The 19751-nt window shown below is 62.9% G+C and carries 20 protein-coding genes; 10 read left to right on the top strand and 10 right to left on the bottom strand.

From position 1 onward, the window contains the following. Positions 1-1108, top strand: a 1108-nt coding sequence (locus BGO16_RS15715) for a TonB-dependent receptor (protein WP_292619898.1), incomplete at its 5' end; no start/stop codon positions are given. A gap of 135 nt (positions 1109-1243) precedes the next feature. On the opposite strand, the gene BGO16_RS15720 is transcribed toward BGO16_RS15715, so the two are convergent. After that, positions 1244-1825 carry a peptidoglycan-binding domain-containing protein gene (locus tag BGO16_RS15720; RefSeq protein ID WP_292619900.1) on the bottom strand — a complete coding sequence of 194 codons (582 nt, stop codon included), beginning with the start codon at positions 1823-1825 and terminating at the stop codon, positions 1244-1246. Then, complete coding sequence (locus BGO16_RS15725; RefSeq protein WP_292620002.1) at positions 1818-3650, bottom strand: PAS domain-containing sensor histidine kinase; 1833 nt, start codon at positions 3648-3650, stop codon at positions 1818-1820. The genes BGO16_RS15720 and BGO16_RS15725 overlap by 8 nt, the downstream gene beginning before the upstream one ends. 378 nt (positions 3651-4028) lie before the next feature. On the opposite strand from BGO16_RS15725, the gene BGO16_RS15730 reads away from it, so the two are divergent. Together BGO16_RS15730 and BGO16_RS15735 are read left to right on the top strand one after the other, a co-directional pair. Beyond that, positions 4029-4436, top strand: coding sequence for a DUF5330 domain-containing protein (locus BGO16_RS15730; RefSeq protein WP_292619902.1), 408 nt, complete (start codon positions 4029-4031; stop codon positions 4434-4436). 245 nt (positions 4437-4681) lie between these two features. Beyond that, complete coding sequence (locus BGO16_RS15735) at positions 4682-5110, top strand: SufE family protein (RefSeq protein WP_292619904.1); 429 nt, start codon at positions 4682-4684, stop codon at positions 5108-5110. An 82-nt stretch (positions 5111-5192) separates the two neighbouring features. On the opposite strand, the gene BGO16_RS15740 is transcribed toward BGO16_RS15735, so the two are convergent. The 8 genes from BGO16_RS15740 to BGO16_RS15775 all read right to left on the bottom strand — a co-directional run bounded on the left by BGO16_RS15740 (position 5193) and on the right by BGO16_RS15775 (position 12704). Then, complete coding sequence (locus tag BGO16_RS15740) at positions 5193-5822, bottom strand: DUF6456 domain-containing protein (protein ID WP_292619906.1); 630 nt, start codon at positions 5820-5822, stop codon at positions 5193-5195. Continuing rightward, complete coding sequence (locus BGO16_RS15745) at positions 5809-6186, bottom strand: helix-turn-helix domain-containing protein (RefSeq protein ID WP_292619908.1); 378 nt, start codon at positions 6184-6186, stop codon at positions 5809-5811. Before BGO16_RS15745 ends, BGO16_RS15740 begins: the two co-directional genes overlap by 14 nt. Before the next feature lie 268 nt (positions 6187-6454). Next, positions 6455-6868 carry a MucR family transcriptional regulator gene (locus BGO16_RS15750; protein ID WP_292619910.1) on the bottom strand — a complete coding sequence of 138 codons (414 nt, stop codon included), beginning with the start codon at positions 6866-6868 and terminating at the stop codon, positions 6455-6457. Between the two features lie 212 nt (positions 6869-7080). Next, positions 7081-7950, bottom strand: coding sequence for a hypothetical protein (locus BGO16_RS15755; RefSeq protein ID WP_292619912.1), 870 nt, complete (start codon positions 7948-7950; stop codon positions 7081-7083). Positions 7951-8080: 130 nt separating this feature from the next. Further along, the gene (locus BGO16_RS15760) at positions 8081-8236 is read right to left on the bottom strand and encodes a hypothetical protein (protein WP_292619914.1); all 156 of its coding nucleotides are present in this window, start codon (positions 8234-8236) and stop codon (positions 8081-8083) included. A 70-nt stretch (positions 8237-8306) separates the two neighbouring features. Further along, positions 8307-9713, bottom strand: coding sequence for a M20/M25/M40 family metallo-hydrolase (locus BGO16_RS15765; RefSeq protein ID WP_292619916.1), 1407 nt, complete (start codon positions 9711-9713; stop codon positions 8307-8309). A gap of 32 nt (positions 9714-9745) precedes the next feature. Further along, a complete protein-coding gene (locus BGO16_RS15770; RefSeq protein ID WP_292619918.1) occupies positions 9746-11047 on the bottom strand; it encodes a glycosyltransferase family 87 protein in 1302 nt (433 codons plus the stop codon). A gap of 88 nt (positions 11048-11135) precedes the next feature. Further along, complete coding sequence (locus tag BGO16_RS15775; RefSeq protein WP_292619920.1) at positions 11136-12704, bottom strand: helicase HerA-like C-terminal domain-containing protein; 1569 nt, start codon at positions 12702-12704, stop codon at positions 11136-11138. A gap of 568 nt (positions 12705-13272) precedes the next feature. Here BGO16_RS15775 and BGO16_RS15780 point away from each other — a divergent pair. From BGO16_RS15780 to BGO16_RS15810, 7 genes are all read left to right on the top strand, one after another. Next, complete coding sequence (locus BGO16_RS15780) at positions 13273-13680, top strand: DUF4332 domain-containing protein (protein WP_292619922.1); 408 nt, start codon at positions 13273-13275, stop codon at positions 13678-13680. 519 nt (positions 13681-14199) lie between these two features. Beyond that, positions 14200-15351: a heme-binding protein gene (locus BGO16_RS15785; RefSeq protein ID WP_292619924.1), complete on the top strand. Its 1152-nt coding sequence runs from the start codon at positions 14200-14202 to the stop codon at positions 15349-15351. 125 nt (positions 15352-15476) lie between these two features. After that, the gene (folP, locus tag BGO16_RS15790) at positions 15477-16334 is read left to right on the top strand and encodes a dihydropteroate synthase (RefSeq protein ID WP_292619927.1); all 858 of its coding nucleotides are present in this window, start codon (positions 15477-15479) and stop codon (positions 16332-16334) included. A 16-nt stretch (positions 16335-16350) separates the two neighbouring features. Then, positions 16351-16716 carry a dihydroneopterin aldolase gene (gene folB / locus BGO16_RS15795; RefSeq protein WP_292619929.1) on the top strand — a complete coding sequence of 122 codons (366 nt, stop codon included), beginning with the start codon at positions 16351-16353 and terminating at the stop codon, positions 16714-16716. 8 nt (positions 16717-16724) lie between these two features. Further along, positions 16725-17216: a 2-amino-4-hydroxy-6-hydroxymethyldihydropteridine diphosphokinase gene (gene folK, locus BGO16_RS15800; protein ID WP_292619931.1), complete on the top strand. Its 492-nt coding sequence runs from the start codon at positions 16725-16727 to the stop codon at positions 17214-17216. Between the two features lie 179 nt (positions 17217-17395). Continuing rightward, a complete protein-coding gene (locus BGO16_RS15805; protein ID WP_292619933.1) occupies positions 17396-19288 on the top strand; it encodes a methylmalonyl-CoA mutase family protein in 1893 nt (630 codons plus the stop codon). Beyond that, the gene (locus BGO16_RS15810) at positions 19285-19749 is read left to right on the top strand and encodes a GFA family protein (RefSeq protein ID WP_292619935.1); all 465 of its coding nucleotides are present in this window, start codon (positions 19285-19287) and stop codon (positions 19747-19749) included. The genes BGO16_RS15805 and BGO16_RS15810 overlap by 4 nt, the downstream gene beginning before the upstream one ends. Positions 19750-19751: the final 2 nt, after the last annotated feature.

A 19751-nucleotide genomic window follows, 5' to 3' on the forward strand; every position in this document is an offset into this window, starting at 1 on the left:
CAATGCCGCGCAGAGCACGCACGCCGTCCAGCAATTGTTCAATCGCGAAGAGGCGGTGTGGTCGCTGTTCGACGGACGCTTAAAAAACTACTTCGGCGTCAACTACACCAACAGCAGGGCTTACGACATAAGTCCGGGAGATCCGGTTGGGGCAATCACCACCGGCGAACGCCTCAAGTTCGACTGGCACGCGGTGGCCGAGATCGCGCGTGACAACAACCTGATCGTCGGCGCCGAGCAACAGACCGATCGCATCGAGACCACCGACCTGACAGCGCAGAACGGCAACAAGGCCGGCTTCATCGAACTGCAATCGGCTTTTGCGAAACGGTTCTTCCTGGTCGCGAATGTCCGCGAAGATTCCAACGACCGCTTCGGCGAGCATATGACCTACCGGGTCGCGCCGGCGGTCATTCTTCCCGTCACCGAGACGAAACTGAAGGCGAGCTACGGCACCGGATTCAAGGCGCCGTCGCTGAGTCAGTTGTATCAGGATTATCCGGCCTTCGGTTTCTTCGCCAACCCCAACCTGAAGCCAGAGGAAAGCACGGGCTACGACGCCGGTTTCGAACAGCCTCTGTTCAACGATCGCGTGCGGTTCGGCTCCACCTACTTCCACAACGACCTTACCAACCTGATCGACTATAACGACACGTTCACCTCACTGGTGAACGTCAACCGCGCGACCACCGAAGGCACCGAAACGTTCGTCTCCGCGCAGATCACCGGGCGTTTCGGCATCCGCGCCGATTACACCTTCACCCGCGCCGTGGATGCTGCGACCGGCCTGCAACTGTTGCGCCGGCCCAAAGACAAGTGGAGCGTGACGGCGACATGGCTCCCCCTCGATCAGTTGACATTGTCGGCGACAGTGCTTCGTGTCAGCAACTGGATCGACGTCACGCGTGACGGCTCGGCTTCCGGAATTGTCGCACCCGGCTATACGCTCGTGAACCTGCGCGGCGACTATGCCGTCAACGACCAGGTCAAGCTCTTCGCGCGGGTCGATAACCTCTTCGACCGCCGCTACCAGAACCCGACCGGTTTCCTCGCGCCCGGCCTCGGGGTTTTCGGCGGCATCCGGGTGGCGAGTTACGGAGTGCGGTAAGTCTCGAAGGACAATCGGCGGCAATCGGTTGCCCCAATTGTACCTCGGGGAATCCGGTCATCCAAGATTATCGACCACTGGATTCCGGGTTCGTCGTTCACGACGCCCCGGGAATGACGAAGTAGCTCACGCGCGCTAATCGATCGGCCGTCCCGTCATGGCGACGAGTTCTCGAACGAGGCGGTCGGACATTTGTCCGGTCACCGGTAGCCGGCGAGCCTGCTCGAATTTCCGGATCGCGGCCTGGGTGTCGGTCCCGACCGTTCCCGTCGGCTTCAACTGGCCGTAGCCGTATTCCGTCAATGTCCGCTGGACCGTGGCGACGCGGCGCGTCGCGTTGATGAGATCGGCGACGGGATCGCCATGCGGCGCAGTCGGTTTGCCGGGATTGGCAGGAGGATCGGCCGGCTTGACGTCGACCGCATCCGCCTCGACCGGCCGGGGCCGCGGCAACGGATTGGCCTGCGGCAGGGCCGGCGGCATCGTGACCGCGGATCCGAACATCGGCGACGGATGATGGCCGGCCTGCAAGAACATGGCGTTGGCGACGATGACGCCGATGGCGGCGAAAGCAAGCGATCCCGCAAGCAGGTCCTTCGGGCTGTACAGCAGGATGCGCATGGCGAGACCGCGTTCCTCGTCAGCGTCATCTCTCCCGGCAGCCGCGCGGCGACGGCGCGGCCGCGCCGCATCTCCTCCGATAGCTTGTCTAGGCACTCTTCTTCACCCGATGACCGTGATCCTGCCTGCCGGCGCGGGGGGCCGGCGTCAGCGTCGCGACATTGTCCGATGACGGCTCGACTTCAGACACGAACGTCAGCGGCAACATGACGGTCACCGTGGTCCCCTCCTCCACCTTGCTCTGCACATCGATCTCGCCCCGATGCAAGGCGACCAGACTCTTGACGATCGACAGTCCGAGTCCGGTTCCTTCGTGACGGCGCTGGTAGGTTTTTCCCGCCTGGAAGAAGGGATCGCCGATCCGCTTGAGGTCTTCCTGCGCGATGCCGACGCCGTTGTCCGTCACGCGCAGCATCAAACGCGATCCCTCCACGCGGGCCGAGACCGTGACCCGGCCACCGCGCTCGGTGAACTTGATGGCGTTCGACACCAGGTTCAGAACGATCTGCCGGAACGCGCGCGGATCGCCGGTGATCTGCGGCAAGTCCTCCGGAACGCGGGTGACGAGCTCGATGCCGCTGTCGCGGGCCTTGAGCGCGAGCAGACTACTGCTGTTGAGCAGGACCTCGCGCGGCGCGAACGGCTCGGGCACGATCTCGAAGTTTCCGGACTCCATTTTCGACATGTCGAGGATGCTGTTGACCACCGACAACAGATGCTGACCGGAATCGTTGATGAGCTGGGCATACTCCTTGCGGCGCGCCGCATCGAGCAGCAGGGCATCCTCCTGAACCATCATCTCCGAAAAGCCGATGATGGCATTGAGCGGCGTTCGCAGTTCGTGGCTCACGGTGGCGAGAAACCGGTTCCGGGCGGCGTCGGCGCGTTCGGCTGCGGCTCGCGCCAATTCCAGCGCGTGCTCCTGATGCTTTCGCTCGGTGATATCACGCATCACGGCAACGACTTCGGGTTCTTCGGAGGTCGTTGCGGCGGGGACCGGCTCGAGCGGACGGCATCGCATTTCCACCCATATAAAGTCCGCCGGATGGCGCGCCTCTCTCTGGGGACCCCGCGCGAGCTCGCGCCTGAGCCTGAATTCGACGCTTTGCGCGTCGTTGCCGAGCGCAGCCGCCGCAAGCGCGGTGAGATAGGCCGGGCGGTCGGACACGTGGACCCGCTCGAACAGGCCGTGGTCCCGCAATTCCGATACGGGCACGCCAAGCAGAACTTCCGCGGCAGGCGAAATGAACTGCACGGCGCCATTGCGCTTGTGGCGCGAAATCACGTCGCTCATGTTGCGCGCCAGCAGGCGATAGCGACCTTCCTCGACGTTCAGCAGCGAGATTCCGGTGCGCGCCAGCGCCTCGGCGCCGAACGCAATTCCCGCGGCATACAGCGTCGCGGACGCAATGCCGGACGCCATCAGGACGCTGTGCGCCGTCGCACCGGAGTCGAGCGACGGCAGGACGCCGAGGTAGCTCATCGCGATCAGCGCGAGCACGCACGAGACCGCAAGCGCCGATGCAAACCCGATGACGCGGCGGGAGGCGGACAGCGCGGCTTCCAGTGGAATCAGGGCAAGCCAGATCGCCACGAACGATCCGATTCCGCCGGTCGCAATCGCGATCATCATGACAAGGCCGGCGAGCGCGATCGACGACAGCACGTGCGCGGCTTCATAACGGCCGGTCCGCGACAGGAAATAGGCGAGCAGAATCGGAACGACGAGCCAGGCGAACGCCAACACTTCCAGCGCCGTCGGCGCACCGCGGATCGCAAGATAGACGGGAAACGCCGCGAATGCGACGAGGCTTCCCAAGAGACGCGGTCCCATGAACGCCCGATGGCGCGCTCGCGTCAACGCATCGTATCGCGCCGACGGATGCAGCAGGGCGTCGAGACAATCCTGAATAAGGGTCAATGCAGCCACGTCGCTCGCGCTTCGGCCGACGTCGTAGCAGACGCGCCGGAACGCCTCCATTTTCGTTGGCGCAACGTGTCAGAGTGAACTTAAGCGAACGCTAAGGCGGTCCGGTCCGTGACGAAACAACGCGCGCAAATGCCGTTTTCCCGCGCGTCGACAGCAGCATTCGACGAGAATGGTGAACGCGAGGTTTCCAGCATGCTGTAGCCGCCGCATCAATCGAAAATTTACACCGAATCGAGTTCCGCCGCCGCTCGCATGATTTTCTTCGCGGCAAAGACTGCGGACACACCTGTGATTCAGCACCACCTGATACGGAAGGGGACAGATTGCGGAATTCAACGCAACAGGGTGAAAAGCACATAGGGACGCGACATGTTTTTCCTGCTTCGCATGGCCTTCTGGCTCGGGCTGGTGCTCGTGCTGCTGCCGAGGGACAACGCGCCCGAGGCGAACAAGGGTCCCCAGATCAAAGCCTCCGAGGCCGTATCGGCCGCGACGGCGGCCGTCTCCGACATGAGTCACTTCTGCGCGCGTCAGCCGGCCGCTTGCGAGGTCGGCGGCCAAGCCGCGGCCGCGATCGGACAGCGCGCGCAGGACGGCGCGAAAAAGCTGTACCGGATCATCACCGACAAGCGCGCCCCCGATCATACGAGCTCGATCGGGGCCATGGCGTCGAACGCGGAAGCAGGTTCCGAGGATGCGCGGCATGACACGCTGACACCGGAGGATTTGCAGGCGGAATGGAATCTTGGCGCCCCAGCCTCAGTCCCCGCCAATTAGAGCATGATCCCAAAAAGTGGAAACCGGTTTTCAGGAAAAGATCACGCTCAAACAAAAAGATAAGCGAGGAGACTGATTCAACGCAGTTGAAACAGACTCTCGTGCGGGATGAGAAGGCGGCACTCTAAGCCGCCCCATTGGCACGGAACAATTTCCGCAAGGGATCGCAGCGCCCATATCGATTTTACCCTCAAGCGGGCCTATATAGGGCTTGCGATAATCACACATACGGACACTGGACCTGGATGACGATCGACGAGATCAGGGACAACTTCGAGTTGCTGGAGGAATGGGACGACCGCTATCGGTACGTCATCGAACTCGGACGCACCCTCGAACCGATGAGCGAAGCCGAACATTCCGCCGCGAACAAGGTTCAGGGCTGCACCAGCCAGGTCTGGCTGTCGCTCAAGGTCGCCCGCGACACCGACAATGATCCGGTGCTGGCCTATGTCGGCGACAGCGACGCGCATATCGTGCGCGGCCTGATCGCGATCCTGCTGACGCTTTATTCCGGCCGAAAGCCGCAGGCGATTCTCGATACCGACGCCATCGCCGTCTTTGACGAACTCGGCTTTCGCGAGCATCTCACGCCGCAACGCTCCAACGGACTGCGCGCCATGGTCGAGCGCATTCGCAGGGATGCGCGGGAGGCGCTGGCCGACGCGGCCTGACCGGGCGGCGCTTCGCGCCGACCGACCCGCTGGTTCGCAGGGATAGAACAGCCGATCCGGCCGTCATTCATCAGGCTCCCGCCTATCCGACAGTAAAGGCTGCGTCGCTTGCGAGCCAGGTCCGGACGTGCGCGCTCGCCTCGGCTCGTCCTGCGCTCCCCAGGCCATAGTGCCGAGCCAGCCTGTCCAGCGCCAGCTGCAATACGACTTTCGCAGATCGCGGTGGCCAGCCGCGCTCGCGCTCGACATCTTCAAGCCCGCGCAGAAAGCAGCAGACATCGATCAGCAGGCCGGAAAATTCCGGTCCGCACGCCTGCATGGCCAGCCGTACCCGTTGCCGCGACGCGATAATCAGATCGGTCATCTCGCAAGGGCCTGCTCCGGATCCGCGCGGCCGTCCTCCGGTTGGCGACGACCAGTTCGAGGTCACCCGCGGCGTCAGATTCCCGCGCGTGAAATCCGCGCGCAACCGTTCGCCGGCCGCAAACTGATCGCGGCTGATCATCGCACAGCCATCGCGGCCCTTGCGGCGCGCCAGCCAGGCGAGCGGACTCTCGCTGTCGTTGGCCATCACGGTCACAACGCCTGCATCGGTCATGATCTCGCGTTCGGCAAGCGCAAGATGCTGCGCGCGAAACCGATCGACGACTTCGGTCTGGCGGCTCTTCGGCCGACGCGTCGACTTGCCGACGCCGCGATCAGAGGCCGACATGGGGCGTTCCATCGAGGCGGGCACCGGGCGCCGCGCATTTCGTTTCGAGCAGCGCGAGACGGCGGTCCTGTTGCTCGTCGTCGCGGCTGTCTTCGACAACGCGGCATGCGTGGGAAACCGTGGTGCGGTCGCGGTCGAAGGCAAGTCCGATCGCTTCGAAACTCAGGGCGAAACCGACATGCGCCAGGTACATCGCGACCTGCCTGGCGTATGCGGCGCGCGGAGAGCCGCGCGTGGGCGACATGAGGCTTGCGGCATCGAGCCCGAATTCGTCAGCCACCAGCGCCACGATGCCGTGACAGATCTTCTTTGGAGGCGGCGGCCGGACGATTGCGGGCGGCGTGATCGGACAGGTTAGAAGCATGGAAGGAGCCTCCTTTTATAGGATTATATTCATATATCCTACAAGCTCCTTCTATCCCCGAGGATAGCATTTTTCAAAGAAAACAGTGCATCAGGCCGAGTCGCCTCGGGTGATTCAGATATTATTCCTAATATGGGATCACCCCAAAGGCGGAATATTTTCCGGTTCCACCGGAATCAATTTTTGTTTGGACGGCATTTTTCACGCCGGCCGTTATTCCACCCCCAGGTCAAGCCCCGAGGAATAATTCGGCCGAAGATTGTTGGCGTTATTTCCGCCGCCGGCGCTGCTGGCCAAGTCCCATGTTTTTGGCCAGTTGCGACCGCGTCACCGCATAATTCGGAGCCACCATGGGATAATCCGCCGGCAGCTTCCACTTATCCCGATATTGCTCGGGGCTCATATTGTACTGCGTCCGCAGATGGCGCTTGAGCGATTTGAAGCGTTTGCCGTCTTCCAGACAGATCAGATAGTCGGCCGTCATCGATTTCTTGACCGGAACGGCGGGCCTGGCCGGCTCTGCCGGCGATTCGCCCCGGCCGGAAGACACCCGGGTCAGCGCGGCATACACCTGGCTTATAAGCGCGGGAATTTCCGATGCCGGTGTCGTGTTGTTGCTGACGTAGGCCGATACGATCTCCGCCGTGAGATCGAGAAAACTCTTGCCTGCTGTATCGCTCATGATCTCAATTGTCCGGTCGTAAAGCAGCATCGATACGCTCGGAATGACGATCAAAACCTGCCTTTACACGGTAAGTATGAGCGGATTGCCGCGGGCATGACAAGGCCGGCAGGGCAAGAACGGCACGCACGCGCGCGAATTTATCAGAGTACGATCGCGAAAAGTGGAAACCGGTTTTCGGACAGGATGAGGCTGAACTCGACGCCGTTGGATCAGACTCGGGAGGGCCGGTCGGATCCCAGATCGAGATGCGCGCGCAGTCGATCGATCGACGCGAACCGCATCATGCCCTCCGGCAGTTGCGCTTCGATCGTACCGTCGGAATAAAGCGAATAGGCCATCCCGTCGACGACGCCGGACCTCAGCACGCTGACCGCAGAAGCAGTCTGGCCGTGAAGGCCGGTTGAACTGGCACCGCGGTCGCCGGCGGATGCCGACGCGGGCGGTGCGCTGCTGGGCTCGGGGCGCGACCGCTCCGGCCGCGCCCGGGCGTCATCAAATGACATCCGCGACACCTCGGACGCCGGAGCGCGCGTCGCAGGCGGAGACAAGCCCCCCGGAGCGGTCGGTTCCACCCGCTCCCGCTCTTCTCTCATGGACGACGCGAACAGGAAATTGCGCCGCGGTTTCGGTGAAGACGTCGTACCGGGGGGCGCCGGGAACTCCGGCGCGGCGATGTCCGGAACGGCACCGGCCGCGACGCGATCACGGGGCGTATCCGCCTGCCAGCGCGCCGATCGGGCGGACGGCATTCCTGCCGGACCGCTTCCCGCGTTCAGCGCGCCCTGATCGGCATCCCACGGCGGAAAGTTGTCCCCGACGCCCCTGCCCGGCGGAATTGACGCGGGAAAACTGACGCCGCGATCGGCAGCAGCCGTTTCGGAATACAGCCGGTCCGTCGCCGCCTGCAACTCACGGACCACAAGCGACAGGCTGATCATGATCAGTCCGGTGCAGGAAACGACCGCGCCGGACAGGATCAGGGTATTGCCGAAGGAGAACTCCTTGACAGGAAGTCCGAAGGCGGCGGCCACCAGACCGGCCACGAACACGCCGATCCCCACGACCAAAAGCATTCTCATCCCTCAAGCTCCGCCGCCTCGCGCCAGCCGGTGACGATAGCGGCATTGGATGCGCCTCGCCAGCCGCCAATTCGTCGCCGGCAGTGCCGGATATGGCGGCAAAAATCAACAATCGAGGGGCGCCAATGGTTCAATCCGAACGAGCCGGCGACGAGCCATGGGCGAAAAAAATGACCACAACGCGCTCGATCACGATGATTTTGATCGAATCCAGTATTTGAGCGGGCTGCGGGCGAAGCAACTCCATATCTTGCCCAACGATGGAATTGATGTAGGCTCGCGCCATCACCCTCTGCACATCACGTCAAACGCCGTCCAATCCCGGGCGGCGTTTTCACGCGCGCATAAGGATCGCTTCAGCGCGGTGCCTCCGCCAGCGCCGCAAGGATCCGCGCCCATGAGCGGATGCCCTTGTGGAAACTCTTCAGGTCGTATTTTTCGTTCGGCGAATGGATATTGTCGTCCTCCAGGCCGAAGCCGACCAGCACGGTGTCGAGCCCCAGCGTCTTCTTGAAATCCGCGACGATCGGAATCGACGCGCCGCAGCCAATCAGTAGCGCCTCCCTGTTCCATTCGTCGGTCAACGCCCGCTTCGCGGCGGCCAGCGGCTTCATGGTCCAGTCGAGCGCGATCGCGGGCGCGCCGGCGTGGTCGAGGAACTCGGCCGAGCAGTCCGCCGGCACGCGCTCTTTCACGAAGGCGCGGAAGGCGTCGCGTATCTTTTCGGGGTCCTGACCTTCGACGAGGCGGAACGAGACCTTGGCCGAGGCCTGGGCCGGGATCACCGTCTTGGAGCCCTCGCCGGTGTAGCCGCCGACGATGCCGTTGATGTCGCAGGTCGGTCGCGACAGTAGCTGCTCGATCAGCAGACGATCTTTTTCACCGGCGGGGATCGAGAGGCCGATGGGCTTCAGCATCCTGTCCGGCGTCAGATCGAGTTTCGCCCATTGCGCGCGGATGTCGTCCGGCAGGTCTTTCACGCCGTCATAGAAGCCGGGAATCATGATGCGGCCGTTGTCGTCATGGAGACCGCCGAGGATACGGGTCAGCACCCGGATCGGGTTTTGCGCGCCGCCGCCGAAAAGGCCGGAATGCAGGTCGCGGTTCGCCGCCTTGATGATCACTTCCTCATAGACCAGTCCGCGCAGCGACGTGGTGATGGCCGGCGTGTCGGGATCCCACATGCCGGTATCGCACACCAGGGCGAAGTCCGCGGCAAGGTCGCTCTTGTTCTGTTCGAGGAACGGGCCGAAGTTTTTCGAGCCAACCTCCTCCTCGCCCTCGATCAGCATCGTCACGTCGAGCGGCAGCGAACCCGCCACCGACATCCAGGCGCGACAGGCCTCGACGAACGTCATCAACTGGCCCTTGTCGTCCTCCGCCCCGCGCGCCACGATGATCTTGCGGCCGTCGGCATGGTTCGTCACCGCCGGTTCGAACGGCGGCCGATGCCACAAATCCAGCGGATCGACCGGCTGGACGTCGTAATGTCCATAGAACAGGACGTGCGGACGCGACCCGGTGTTGCCGTTGCTTTTGGCGACGATCGCGGGATGGCCCGCGGTGGGGCGGACCTCGGCGGCGAATTTCAGCGTCGCGATATCCTTGGCAAGATGATCAGCCGCCGCCTTGCAGTCGCCGGCGAATGCCGGATCAGCGGAGATCGACTTGATGCGCAGCAGCGCGAACAGCCGCTCCAGGCTGTTGTCGAAATCGGCATCGATGTGGTCGAGGACCGTTTGCAGTTGGGATGTGCCGGACATTTTGTTTTCCCTTACGTTGCGGGTCGTATCTTTCAGAATTTTTTCTCGGCTTTTTCTGCTAGCGCGGACGAATGCGGATCGCTCGCCGATAACGGACGACGGATGTGCCACGCCAAGGCGGCGATCAAAATAAACGTCGCAGCGAGGTTATTTCCGGCGGCTTGAAGAATCTTCGGGAAAAACGGCAGCGACAGCGCCATCAGCGCAAACGACAGTCCGAGCGCCGCGCCGGACATCACCCGCGCCGTGGACCGGGGATCGAACGCGGCGCGATGAAACAGCACGGTGACCGGAAAGAACAGCCACACGAAGTAATACTGACGCGCCAGGGGCGAAGCGATCGTCATCAGGCAGAACAGGATTCCGACTTCCTCGGCGGCCGACCTCGACGTCATCTTCGAGCGCGCCGGAATGATACCGATGAAGCCCAGCCCGAGCGCGGCAAAGACGGACAGCACGATCCAGTTCGCCGCCTTGTAATCGAGATCGACGACATTCATGTACTGCGCCGGTTTGGCCGGATCGATCTGGTTGTAATTCACGGGGCGCACCAGGCGATGCGTGACGGCGATGACGGACTGGTTGACCCAGGACCAATTCTGGGCGTCGCGCTGCCCGAACCCCTGCTCCGAGTTCGAGCCCACCATGCCGCGATACCATGTAGCAAGCTCCGAGACATTGCGCTCGAAGCCGCGGATCGGCGCCGGCACCAGAAACAGGAAAATGCCGAGGCACGCGACCATGCTGGTCGCGCTGGCCCAGCGGCGGCGCCATAGCAGGTAGGGCAGCACGGCGACCGGAAAGACCTTGATGGCCGCGGCGAGCGCGAACATGCCTCCCGACAGCCATGCACGCTCCTGCCAGAGCCAGCGGAAGCCGAGCAGCATCATGGCGAGAAGGACCAGGTTGGGCTGACCGAGATCGAACATATCGAAGACGAAGGTGATCGTCACGATGCCCGGCAGCGCCTCAAGCCACGGGTCGGGCGTTCTGCCCGATCCGGTCATGGCGTTGGAGAGTTGCGCCGTCATCCACCATGCGGCGGCATTGAGAAGGCAGAGCGCGAGATACAGCGGGATTTTTCCGAACCAGCTCGGTACGGCGAGCAGGATCGCCGACAACGGCGGATACAGGAAGGCAAAGCCCTCGTTCGATCCTTTCGGATACAGATCGCCGCCTTGCAGGACCTGCTGACCGGCCCAGTACCATAGCGGATAGTCCTTGGTCTTGCCGTGCCCCCAGATCTCAGGGACCAGGACGTCGGCCGTCAGCAGGATGCAGGCTGCAAGAAACAGGACATCCAGCGGTCGCCGGAGCGATGGCCATCTCAGCACGAGCGTTTTTCCGTTATCGCCGCGGCAACATCTTCGGAGCGCCTTGCGTTATCAGAAGCGGCCCCGCCTGCAAACCGCTGCCGGCGCGCTATCGCCGCAGCAGTCCTCCGAGCGCACCGCGTACCAGCGCGCGACCGACCGATCCTCCGAGCGAGCCGCCGACCGATTTGCCGAGATCGGAGACGATTCCTCCCACCACCTTGTTGGTGACGGTGCGCGTGACGCTGCGCGCGACCACCTGTCCCGTCGAGAGTTTACCGCGCGGCGTGTTGGTCCCGAACACGGTGCCGACAATCGATCCGATCTGGCCGAGAATTCCGCCTTCGGCCGGCGCATCCGCGGTCGCCGCGGTCCCGGCGACCCGCTTCTGGAGCACCTCGTAAGCGGATTCGGAATCAATCGCGGTGTCGTACTTCCCCTTCACCGGACTGTTAGCCATGATGGCCTTGCGTTCTTCGGGGGTGATCGCGCCGATCCGCGCCGACGGCGGTCGCACCATCACACGCTCGACCACGGCCGGCGTGCCATTGCCTTCCAGGAACGACACCAACGCCTCGCCCTTTCCGAGCTCGGTGATGACCTGCGCCGTGTTCAGCTTCGGATTGGGCCGGAACGTCTGCGCGGCGGCCGCGACTGCCTTCTGGTCGCGCGGCGTAAATGCGCGCAGCGCATGCTGTACCCGGTTGCCGAGCTGGGCCAGCACCTTGTCCGGAACGTCGATCGGATTCTGGGTGACGAAATAGACCCCGACGCCCTTGGAGCGGATCAGGCGCACCACCTGCTCGATCTTCTCCATCAGCGCCTTGGGCGCGTCATTGAACAGGAGGTGGGCTTCGTCGAAAAAGAACACCAGCTTCGGCTTCGGCGGGTCGCCGACCTCGGGCAGATGTTCGAACAGCTCCGACAGCATCCACAGCAGGAACGTCGCATAGAGTTTCGGGCTTTGCATCAGCCTGTCGGCAACCAGGATGTTGATCATCCCACGCCCGTCCCGATCCGTCCGCATGAAATCGTCCAACGACAGCGCGGGCTCGCCGAAAAACTTGTCGCCGCCCTGGTTTTCCAGCACCAGAAGCTGGCGCTGGATGGTTCCGACCGTCTGTTTCGAAACGTTACCGTACTGCGTTGTCAGCTCGGCCGCATGCTCGGCGATAAAGGAGAGGATGGCTCGAAGATCCTTCATGTCGAGCAGCAGTAGCCCCTGTTCATCCGCCACGCGGAAGGCGACGTTGAGCACGCCCTCCTGCACGTCGTTCAGATCCATCATGCGGGACAGCAGCAGCGGGCCCATTTCCGAGACGGTCGCGCGCACCGGATGGCCCTGCTCGCCGAAAACATCCCAGAAAATCGTCGAGAACTGATCGGGCTGGAAAGTCAGCCCCATGTCCTTGGCGCGCTTGAGGATGAAATCCTTGGCTTCGCCGGGCTCGGAGATGCCGGACAGGTCGCCTTTGATGTCGGCTGCGAACACCGGCACGCCGGCGCGCGCAAATCCCTCCGCCATGACCTGAAGCGATACGGTTTTTCCGGTTCCCGTGGCGCCGGTGACAAGACCGTGTCGATTGGCGAGCCCCAGGGTCAGCCATGCCGGCTGCTCGCCTTTGCCGATGAAAATACTGTGATCGGTATCGCCGATCCCGGTCGCGGTTTCCGCCATGATCGCCTCTTCGTGATCGCGTCGTCGAGCAGTCTTATTCTACTTCATGTTTCGCACCGATTGAAACCAGCGAACGGTCGCGCGCGACGCTTAAAATCATCACGCTGAACCGATGCGGATCATGTCGTAGCTATGCACCTCTCCTGCAATGGCGAGCCATCGCGCCGTTTTATGCGTGAATCGAACATTCGGTCTTGCATCTCGGCAACACTCGTCACGCGATTTAAGTTCAATCGCCGTTTGTTATGCCTCGTCGCTTGTATTTCGCATCGCAGGAGTAGCAAGATGAAATCATAAACAATGAGCCGGCGAGCAACCGGCGGAGGCGGGGTACCATGAACGAACTGGTCGGGCGGTGTGCCGCGAGAGCTGGCACCGATGCCGCTGTCGCGCGCGTAACCGTCGGCACGATTCCGGACTTTCAGCGCAACGATGGTCCAGCCGGCAAGGTTCAATCATCGATCGGTGCGAGGTCCGGCAGGGACAATACGACCGAACGGGCGCGATCTCTGCCGGCACGCCGTTGCCTCGCCTTCTCGCCTCAAGCACCTTCGTATTCCTGAGCGCCATGACATATCCGATCTCCAAGCTCGAAGGTCTGAGCGCCATCAACGCCAAAAAGCTGAGGTCCGTCGGCATCAGGACGACCGATGCCTACCTGGAGGCGGCCAGTACCTCGAAAGGGCGCAAGGCGCTCGCCGCCAAGACCGGATTTAGCGAACAGCAACTCCTGGAGTGGGCCAATCTCGCCGACTACATGCGCATCCCCGGAATGGGCAACGGCAAGACCAAGCTGCTGCGCGCAGCCGGCGTTACCACGGTACGCGAACTGACGCATCGCAATCCCGCCCGCCTGGCCCAGGCGATGAAGGCCGTGAACACCAAGCGCAGGTTCGTCAGCGTATTACCGTCGGAAAAATCGATCGGCGATCTGATCGCGCAGGCTCGCAAGCTCCCGCTCAAGATCACCTATTGAGCCGTCTTTTTCGGACTTGCACGGCAGTTATGCTTTTGCGTGGTTCTGACGGGCCATGTTCCTGCTCGCTTGCTCTGGATCGCGACCAGGGACCTGCCTCGACGTAGAGGCCGGTCAGCGCGCTCGACCGCTCCCCGCTGACGTTTCGCCGCATCACTTAACCCCCGAAGCGGACGACCCTTCCGAGTTCTCAGAGCCTGTTTGGAAAGTCACCGGGCACGTCCCGGCCGTTCCCCGGACGCAGCGCTGTGTGAAACGCTGCGCCGCTGAGCCGGGGTCTTTGCGAGGTTTTCTGCAACGATCCGGGGTCTGCGCCGTGTCACTTCATGCTGCAACGCGCGCGGGACACCCGGAAAGCAAACATTTCAAACAGACTCTCATAAGACCGAGCGCGTGAATACGCGGGTCGCGCACTCGGCTTTGATGAAGGTCACGCCGTCCTCGCCGATACCGGCAAGATGCGGTGGCATCGAACGCTCCGTTGCGAGGTTCGGATTGTAATCAAAGCATCTGTATTCCGTGAACGACAAAGCAAGACGAGTGAAATACTGGAGGCGGCGGATAAATTTATTATCCGTAGAAAATTTTTTGCAAAAGCAGAGGAATATTATGCTGAAAGGCGAACGTATAAGTGAACTGAAGAGATTTCCCCGCACCATACGAATTGCCCAGTCCGGCGATCCGGATCTGGATGTATTGCAACTTCTGCCCGGAAAGTGGGTCAACACGAAAAAGCTGTTGGGGCGCGGATATAATATGATCGCCCTGCCCTTCGCGTCGTCGGACTTTCCTTTCAACTACCGCCTCATGATCAACCAGTACAACGAGGTGCTGAACTTCACCATCGTCGACAAGGGCGTCAAGAACAGAGGCATTTCCAGGGAGGGCGGGATATTCAACGCCGATCAGGTCGTCGTCGCCCTGGACTACGAACAACACATCAAGCAATCCGCGGCGGATGACTTCCCCAACAGCGGTCTGGCGGGCGGTCCCGATCTGGATATCCACCACGAACCGGGCCTGTGGTTGTTCATGACCAACGAAACCGACAAACGCAGCAGTCTGGCCCGTTTGGCGTCGATCCCGCACGGCGACTCGCTTCTGGCGCTCGGAGCCGGACATGTGTCCAACAGCGCCCCCGTGATCCCCCAGATCAGCGGGTTGCCCACGGGAGTCAACGCTGCGGACAGGGCGGCCTATCTCGCGCCCTATGATCATTTTGAACAGAATCCGTTCAAGGGCAACACCACCGATCCAAGGTATCCCGGCGCGCACCCGAACTTCGCCGGCTTCAATCCGAAAGACCCCAGCGCCTTGCTGCGCAATGTCATTCCCGGAACGATACGCCGCACGACCGAATTGCGGGTCAGCACCCGGCTCGACTCCGGCGGGATCGTGAACATTCCATTTATCGTCAAGCAAGCGAACGCCTCGGAGATGGATTCGATCTTCTGGATCGTCGAGACGGAGGACGGGCACACGCGCAAGACCTACCTCCAGTATCTCCAGGTGGTGACGCTTGATTTCTTCGACCGGTTCTTCGATGAGGGCAACAACCGGGGAGACGGCATGCCGGGACCGGCGCACTGGCCGCATATCAGCATCAACACCATGGAAAAAATTGCGGGACCGAATGCTGAAATGATCGGCGGTCAGCCCACTCCGGAGTGACACAGGCCTCTGCCATGAATGACAAAGGCCCGCCCTCACGGGTGGGCCTTTGATTGACCCGCTGTGCCCGGCTTGATGCCGCGCCTCCGCTTGACACCATGTCCGGGACCGCGCAAAGCCACCGCATGGCAGCGGCCCCATCCATATCCAGCCCTATAACAGATGACACACGTCATCCGCTGCTTCGCAAGCTGCTCTCACGGCCCTATCCGGCTGTCATGGGGGTCCTGAACGTCACTCCCGATTCCTTCTCCGACGGCGGTCAATTCATCGCGCCAGACCGGGCTCTGGCGCAGGCGCGCCGCATGATCGCGGAAGGGGCCGACATCATCGATATCGGCGCGGAATCCACCCGTCCCTACGGCTCGCAACCGGTCTCGCGCGACGAGGAGATGCGGCGGCTGGAGCCGGTGCTGGCCGCCGTTGCCGCGCTCGGCACGCCGGTGTCCATCGACAGCATGAAGTCCGAGGTCATCGCCTGGGCGTTTGAGAACGGGGCCGCCATCGCCAACGACGTCTGGGGTCTGCAGCGCGATCCGGACATGGCGAGCGTGATCGCCGCTCACGATGCGCCCGTCATCATCATGCACAACCGCGACAAACCCGACGCCACCCTCGACATCATGCGCGACATCGCGGCGTTCTTCGAACGATCGCTGGAGATCGCGGCAAATGCCGGGATCCCCGCCGGCCATGTCGTCCTCGATCCGGGCATCGGCTTCGGCAAAACCCAGGAACAGAGCATGATCGCGCTGGCCCGGCTCGACGAACTGCGGACCTTTGGATTTCCGGTTCTGGTCGGCGCGTCGCGCAAGCGCTTCATCGACACGGTGGTGCCGTCGGAACCGAAGGAACGGCTCGGCGGTTCGCTCGCCGCGCATTTGATCGCGGCACGAGGCGGCGCGCAGATCATCCGCACGCACGACGTGGCGGATACGGTGCAGGCGCTGCGCGTCGCCCACGCCATCGAGGCCAGAAGGTAATCAGGGATCATCAACCATGAGCGGCACGATCTTCATTCGCGGCCTCGTGATCCATGCGCAGCACGGCGTCATGCAGCACGAGACCGAAGTCGGCCAGCGCTTCGTGATGGACATCGAGCTTTCGACCGATCTGTCGGAATCCTCCCGGACCGACCGGCTCGCCGATACCGTCTCCTATTCCAGCGTGATTGCGACCGCCAGTGCCGCGTTCAAGGACGCCAATTACAAGCTGCTCGAACGCGCGGCGGGCGCGGTCGCCGATGCGGTGCTGACGGCTTTCCCGCGCGTGAACACGATCAAGGTCACCGTGCACAAGCCTCATGCTCCGATCGCGGCGATCTTCGACGACGTCGGCATCACCCTCATCCGCGGCAGGGACTAGCTGTCGAGATGGCCAGCGTGCTGATCGCGCTCGGCGGCAACGTCGGAGACGTCCGCCAGACCTTCCGCAAGGCCATCGCCAACATCTGCGGCATGGCGCAGGCCGTGCTCGTCGCGCGCTCCTCCGACTACGCCACCCCGCCCTGGGGCGACGAAAATCAGGACCGCTTCGTCAACGCCTGCATCGAAATCGAGACCTGCCTCGACCCGCACGCGCTGCTGTACACGCTGCACAAGATCGAGAAAAAGTTCGGCCGCGATCGCGGCACGGAAACCCGCTGGGGCCCGCGCACGCTGGATCTCGATCTGATCGCCTATGACGATGTCGTCCTCGACCGGCCGGAACTGAAGCTGCCGCATCCGCGCCTGTTCGAGCGCGCCTTCGTGCTGGTTCCGCTCGCCGAGATCGCGCCGGATCGCGTGATCGCGGGGCGAACGCCGGCCGAGGGGCTGGCCGGATTATCGACCAGCGGTATCGAGCACCTGCCCGACCTCGACTGACCTTACCTGGAGCCGGCTTCTGATGGAATCAGAAGCGGGGCTCCATGATTTTGATTTGACGCGTTTTCTTCACGCGAACCGGTCCCCACTTCGCTCGAAAGCGCTCCTAAAGGATCGTTTGGCTTGTCGGCCGCCGCATGGCACTTTGCGTACCGGCTTTTTCGCAACCGAGCGCACCAATGCCCGCTGCTCCCGACGATGGCATGTCCAACCTGCCGCTGGCCGCCGATTTCGCGCCGGCCACAGTGGAGGACTGGCGCAAGCTGGTCGATGGCGTGCTGAAAGGCGCGCCGTTCGAGACGCTGATCGCAAAGACCCATGACGGCCTCGCGATCGAGCCGATCTATGCGCGCGCGAAAGGCGCGAGCGCGATTCCCGGCCGCACCGCCCCAGCGCCCTGGCAGGTGATGCAGCGGATCGATCATCCCGATGCGGCGCAAGCCAGCGCGCAGGCGCTTCACGACCTGGACAATGGCGCCACCGGCCTGACGCTGGTGTTTGCTGACGCGATCGGCGCTCGCGGCTTTGGATTGCCGCCGACAGCGGAGGCTGTCGCAAAAGTTCTCGATGGCGTTTTTCTCGACGCAGGCATCTCGATCGAACTGGAGATGGGACCGCAGTCACGCGCGATCGCCCTGCGCATTGCTGACGACATCAAAACCAAAGGAGCAGACCCGGCTGCTTGCGATATCCGCTTCGGCCTCGATCCGCTCGGCGCCTGCGCGGCATCCGGGTCGAGCCCCTCGCCGTGGAGCGACATCGCTCCGGCGGTTGCCGAGACCGCGAAGAAACTCGCCGCCATGGGCTTCCGCGGCCCCTTCCTCGTCGCCGATGGCCGGGTCATCCACGACGCCGGAGGATCGGAGGCGCAGGAACTCGCCTTCGTCCTCGCATCACTGGTCGCATACCTCCGCGCGCTCGAAAGCGCCGGCATCGATCTCGATGATGCGCGCGGCATGATCCACGCAAGGCTTGCCGCCGACGCCGACCAGTTCCTGACGCTGGCCAAATTCCGGGCGTTACGGCTGTTGTGGGCGCGGGTCGAACAGGCTTGCGGCCTCGCGCCGAAACCATTGTTCATCACAGGCGAGACCGCCTGGCGGATGCTGACGCAACGCGATCCTTACGTGAACATGCTGCGCGCCACCATCGCCGCGTTTTCGGCCGGGCTCGGCGGCGCCGATAGCCTGACCGTGCTGCCGCATACGCTGGCGTTGGGCCTGCCGGACGCCTTTGCGCGGCGCATCGCTCGCAACACGCAACTCATCCTGATCGAGGAATCCAATCTCGCAAAAGTCACTGATCCGGCGGCGGGCTCGGGCGGCATCGAAGCGCTGACGCGGCAGCTTTGCGAAGCAGCCTGGACGCAGTTTCAGGCTATCGAGAAAGCCGGCGGCGCATTCGCCGCGCTCACCCAGAACTTGATCCAGCGCAACGTTACAACGACGCGCGACGCGCGCGAGGCCAATGTCGCAAAACGCCGCGACGTCCTCACCGGCGCCAGCGAATTTCCCAATCTGCATGAAAAGCCGGCGGCCGTGCTCGACGCCGCTCCGTACACGCCCGCGCTCCGCGGCGACGCAAAGATCACCTTCGATGCGCTGACGCCGATGCGGCTCGCCGCGCCTTTCGAAAAGCTCCGCGACAGCTCCGACACATGGCTGAAGTCCACCGGCGCGCGGCCAAAAGTCTTTCTCGCAACGCTCGGCAGCGCCGCCGACTACACCGCGCGCGCGACCTTCGCCAAGAGTTTTTTCGAAACCGGCGGCATCGAGGCGATCGACCCTCCTTCGCCCCTTCCTGTCGGGGACACTGTCGCCATCGTCGCCGCCTTCAAGGCCTCCGGCGCACAGCTGGTCTGCCTCTGCTCCTCGGACGAGGTCTATGCCGATCATGCGGCCGCCACCGCGCAGGCCTTACATGCCGCGGGCGCACCTCATATCTATCTCGCAGGCCGGCCGGGAAAGCTGGAGGCCACGCTGCGGTCGGCCGGCGTGCAGGATTTCATTTTTGCGGGCGTCGATGCTCTCGCGATTCTGAACGACGCCTGGCGGCGACTGGAGCGACAATGAGCGAGCAAGTGAAACCATCGCTGACCGGCGGGTGCCAGTGCGGCGCGATCCGCTTTGCGCTGACGGCCGCGCCGATGCGGATCAGCATCTGCCACTGCCGCATGTGCCAGAAGGCTACCGGCGCGCCGTTTGCGTCTTTCGCCGATATCCCGCGCGAGAACTTCCGCTGGACCAAAGGCCAACCGGCGATGTTTCGCTCGTCCTCGATTGCGGAACGCGCGTTCTGCGCGACCTGCGGCACGCCGTTGAGCTTCAGCCGCATCGGCGGTCCGTGCATCGAGATCATGACCGGCACGTTCGACCGGCCGGATTTGCTCGTGCCGACGCGGCAGTATGGCACCGAGTCCCGGCTTGGCTGGGTCGCGACCATCGTCAACCTGCCGAGCCATACCACCATGGAAAACTACGGGACGGAGAAGATGGCGAGCATCATCAGCCACCAGCACCCGGATCATGATTGAAC

The sequence above is a fragment of the Nitrobacter sp. 62-23 genome (genome assembly GCF_001897285.1).
GTDB lineage: Bacteria > Pseudomonadota > Alphaproteobacteria > Rhizobiales > Xanthobacteraceae > Nitrobacter.

Excerpts from the sequence above, each read along its gene's own strand:
- BGO16_RS15810 (WP_292619935.1), top strand. The coding sequence starts at position 19,285 with ATGAGCGAGCAAGTGAAACCATCGCTGACCGGCGGGTGCCAGTGCGGC.
- BGO16_RS15745 (WP_292619908.1), bottom strand. The coding sequence starts at position 6,186 with ATGCTTCTAACCTGTCCGATCACGCCGCCCGCAATCGTCCGGCCGCCG.
- BGO16_RS15735 (WP_292619904.1), top strand. The coding sequence starts at position 4,682 with ATGACGATCGACGAGATCAGGGACAACTTCGAGTTGCTGGAGGAATGG.
- BGO16_RS15760 (WP_292619914.1), bottom strand. The coding sequence starts at position 8,236 with ATGGCGCGAGCCTACATCAATTCCATCGTTGGGCAAGATATGGAGTTG.
- BGO16_RS15730 (WP_292619902.1), top strand. The coding sequence starts at position 4,029 with ATGTTTTTCCTGCTTCGCATGGCCTTCTGGCTCGGGCTGGTGCTCGTG.
- BGO16_RS15775 (WP_292619920.1), bottom strand. The coding sequence starts at position 12,704 with ATGGCGGAAACCGCGACCGGGATCGGCGATACCGATCACAGTATTTTC.
- BGO16_RS15780 (WP_292619922.1), top strand. The coding sequence starts at position 13,273 with ATGACATATCCGATCTCCAAGCTCGAAGGTCTGAGCGCCATCAACGCC.
- BGO16_RS15740 (WP_292619906.1), bottom strand. The coding sequence starts at position 5,822 with ATGTCGGCCTCTGATCGCGGCGTCGGCAAGTCGACGCGTCGGCCGAAG.
- folK (WP_292619931.1), top strand. The coding sequence starts at position 16,725 with ATGGCCAGCGTGCTGATCGCGCTCGGCGGCAACGTCGGAGACGTCCGC.
- BGO16_RS15755 (WP_292619912.1), bottom strand. The coding sequence starts at position 7,950 with ATGAGAATGCTTTTGGTCGTGGGGATCGGCGTGTTCGTGGCCGGTCTG.
- BGO16_RS15765 (WP_292619916.1), bottom strand. The coding sequence starts at position 9,713 with ATGTCCGGCACATCCCAACTGCAAACGGTCCTCGACCACATCGATGCC.
- folP (WP_292619927.1), top strand. The coding sequence starts at position 15,477 with ATGGCAGCGGCCCCATCCATATCCAGCCCTATAACAGATGACACACGT.
- BGO16_RS15750 (WP_292619910.1), bottom strand. The coding sequence starts at position 6,868 with ATGAGCGATACAGCAGGCAAGAGTTTTCTCGATCTCACGGCGGAGATC.
- BGO16_RS15805 (WP_292619933.1), top strand. The coding sequence starts at position 17,396 with ATGCCCGCTGCTCCCGACGATGGCATGTCCAACCTGCCGCTGGCCGCC.
- folB (WP_292619929.1), top strand. The coding sequence starts at position 16,351 with ATGAGCGGCACGATCTTCATTCGCGGCCTCGTGATCCATGCGCAGCAC.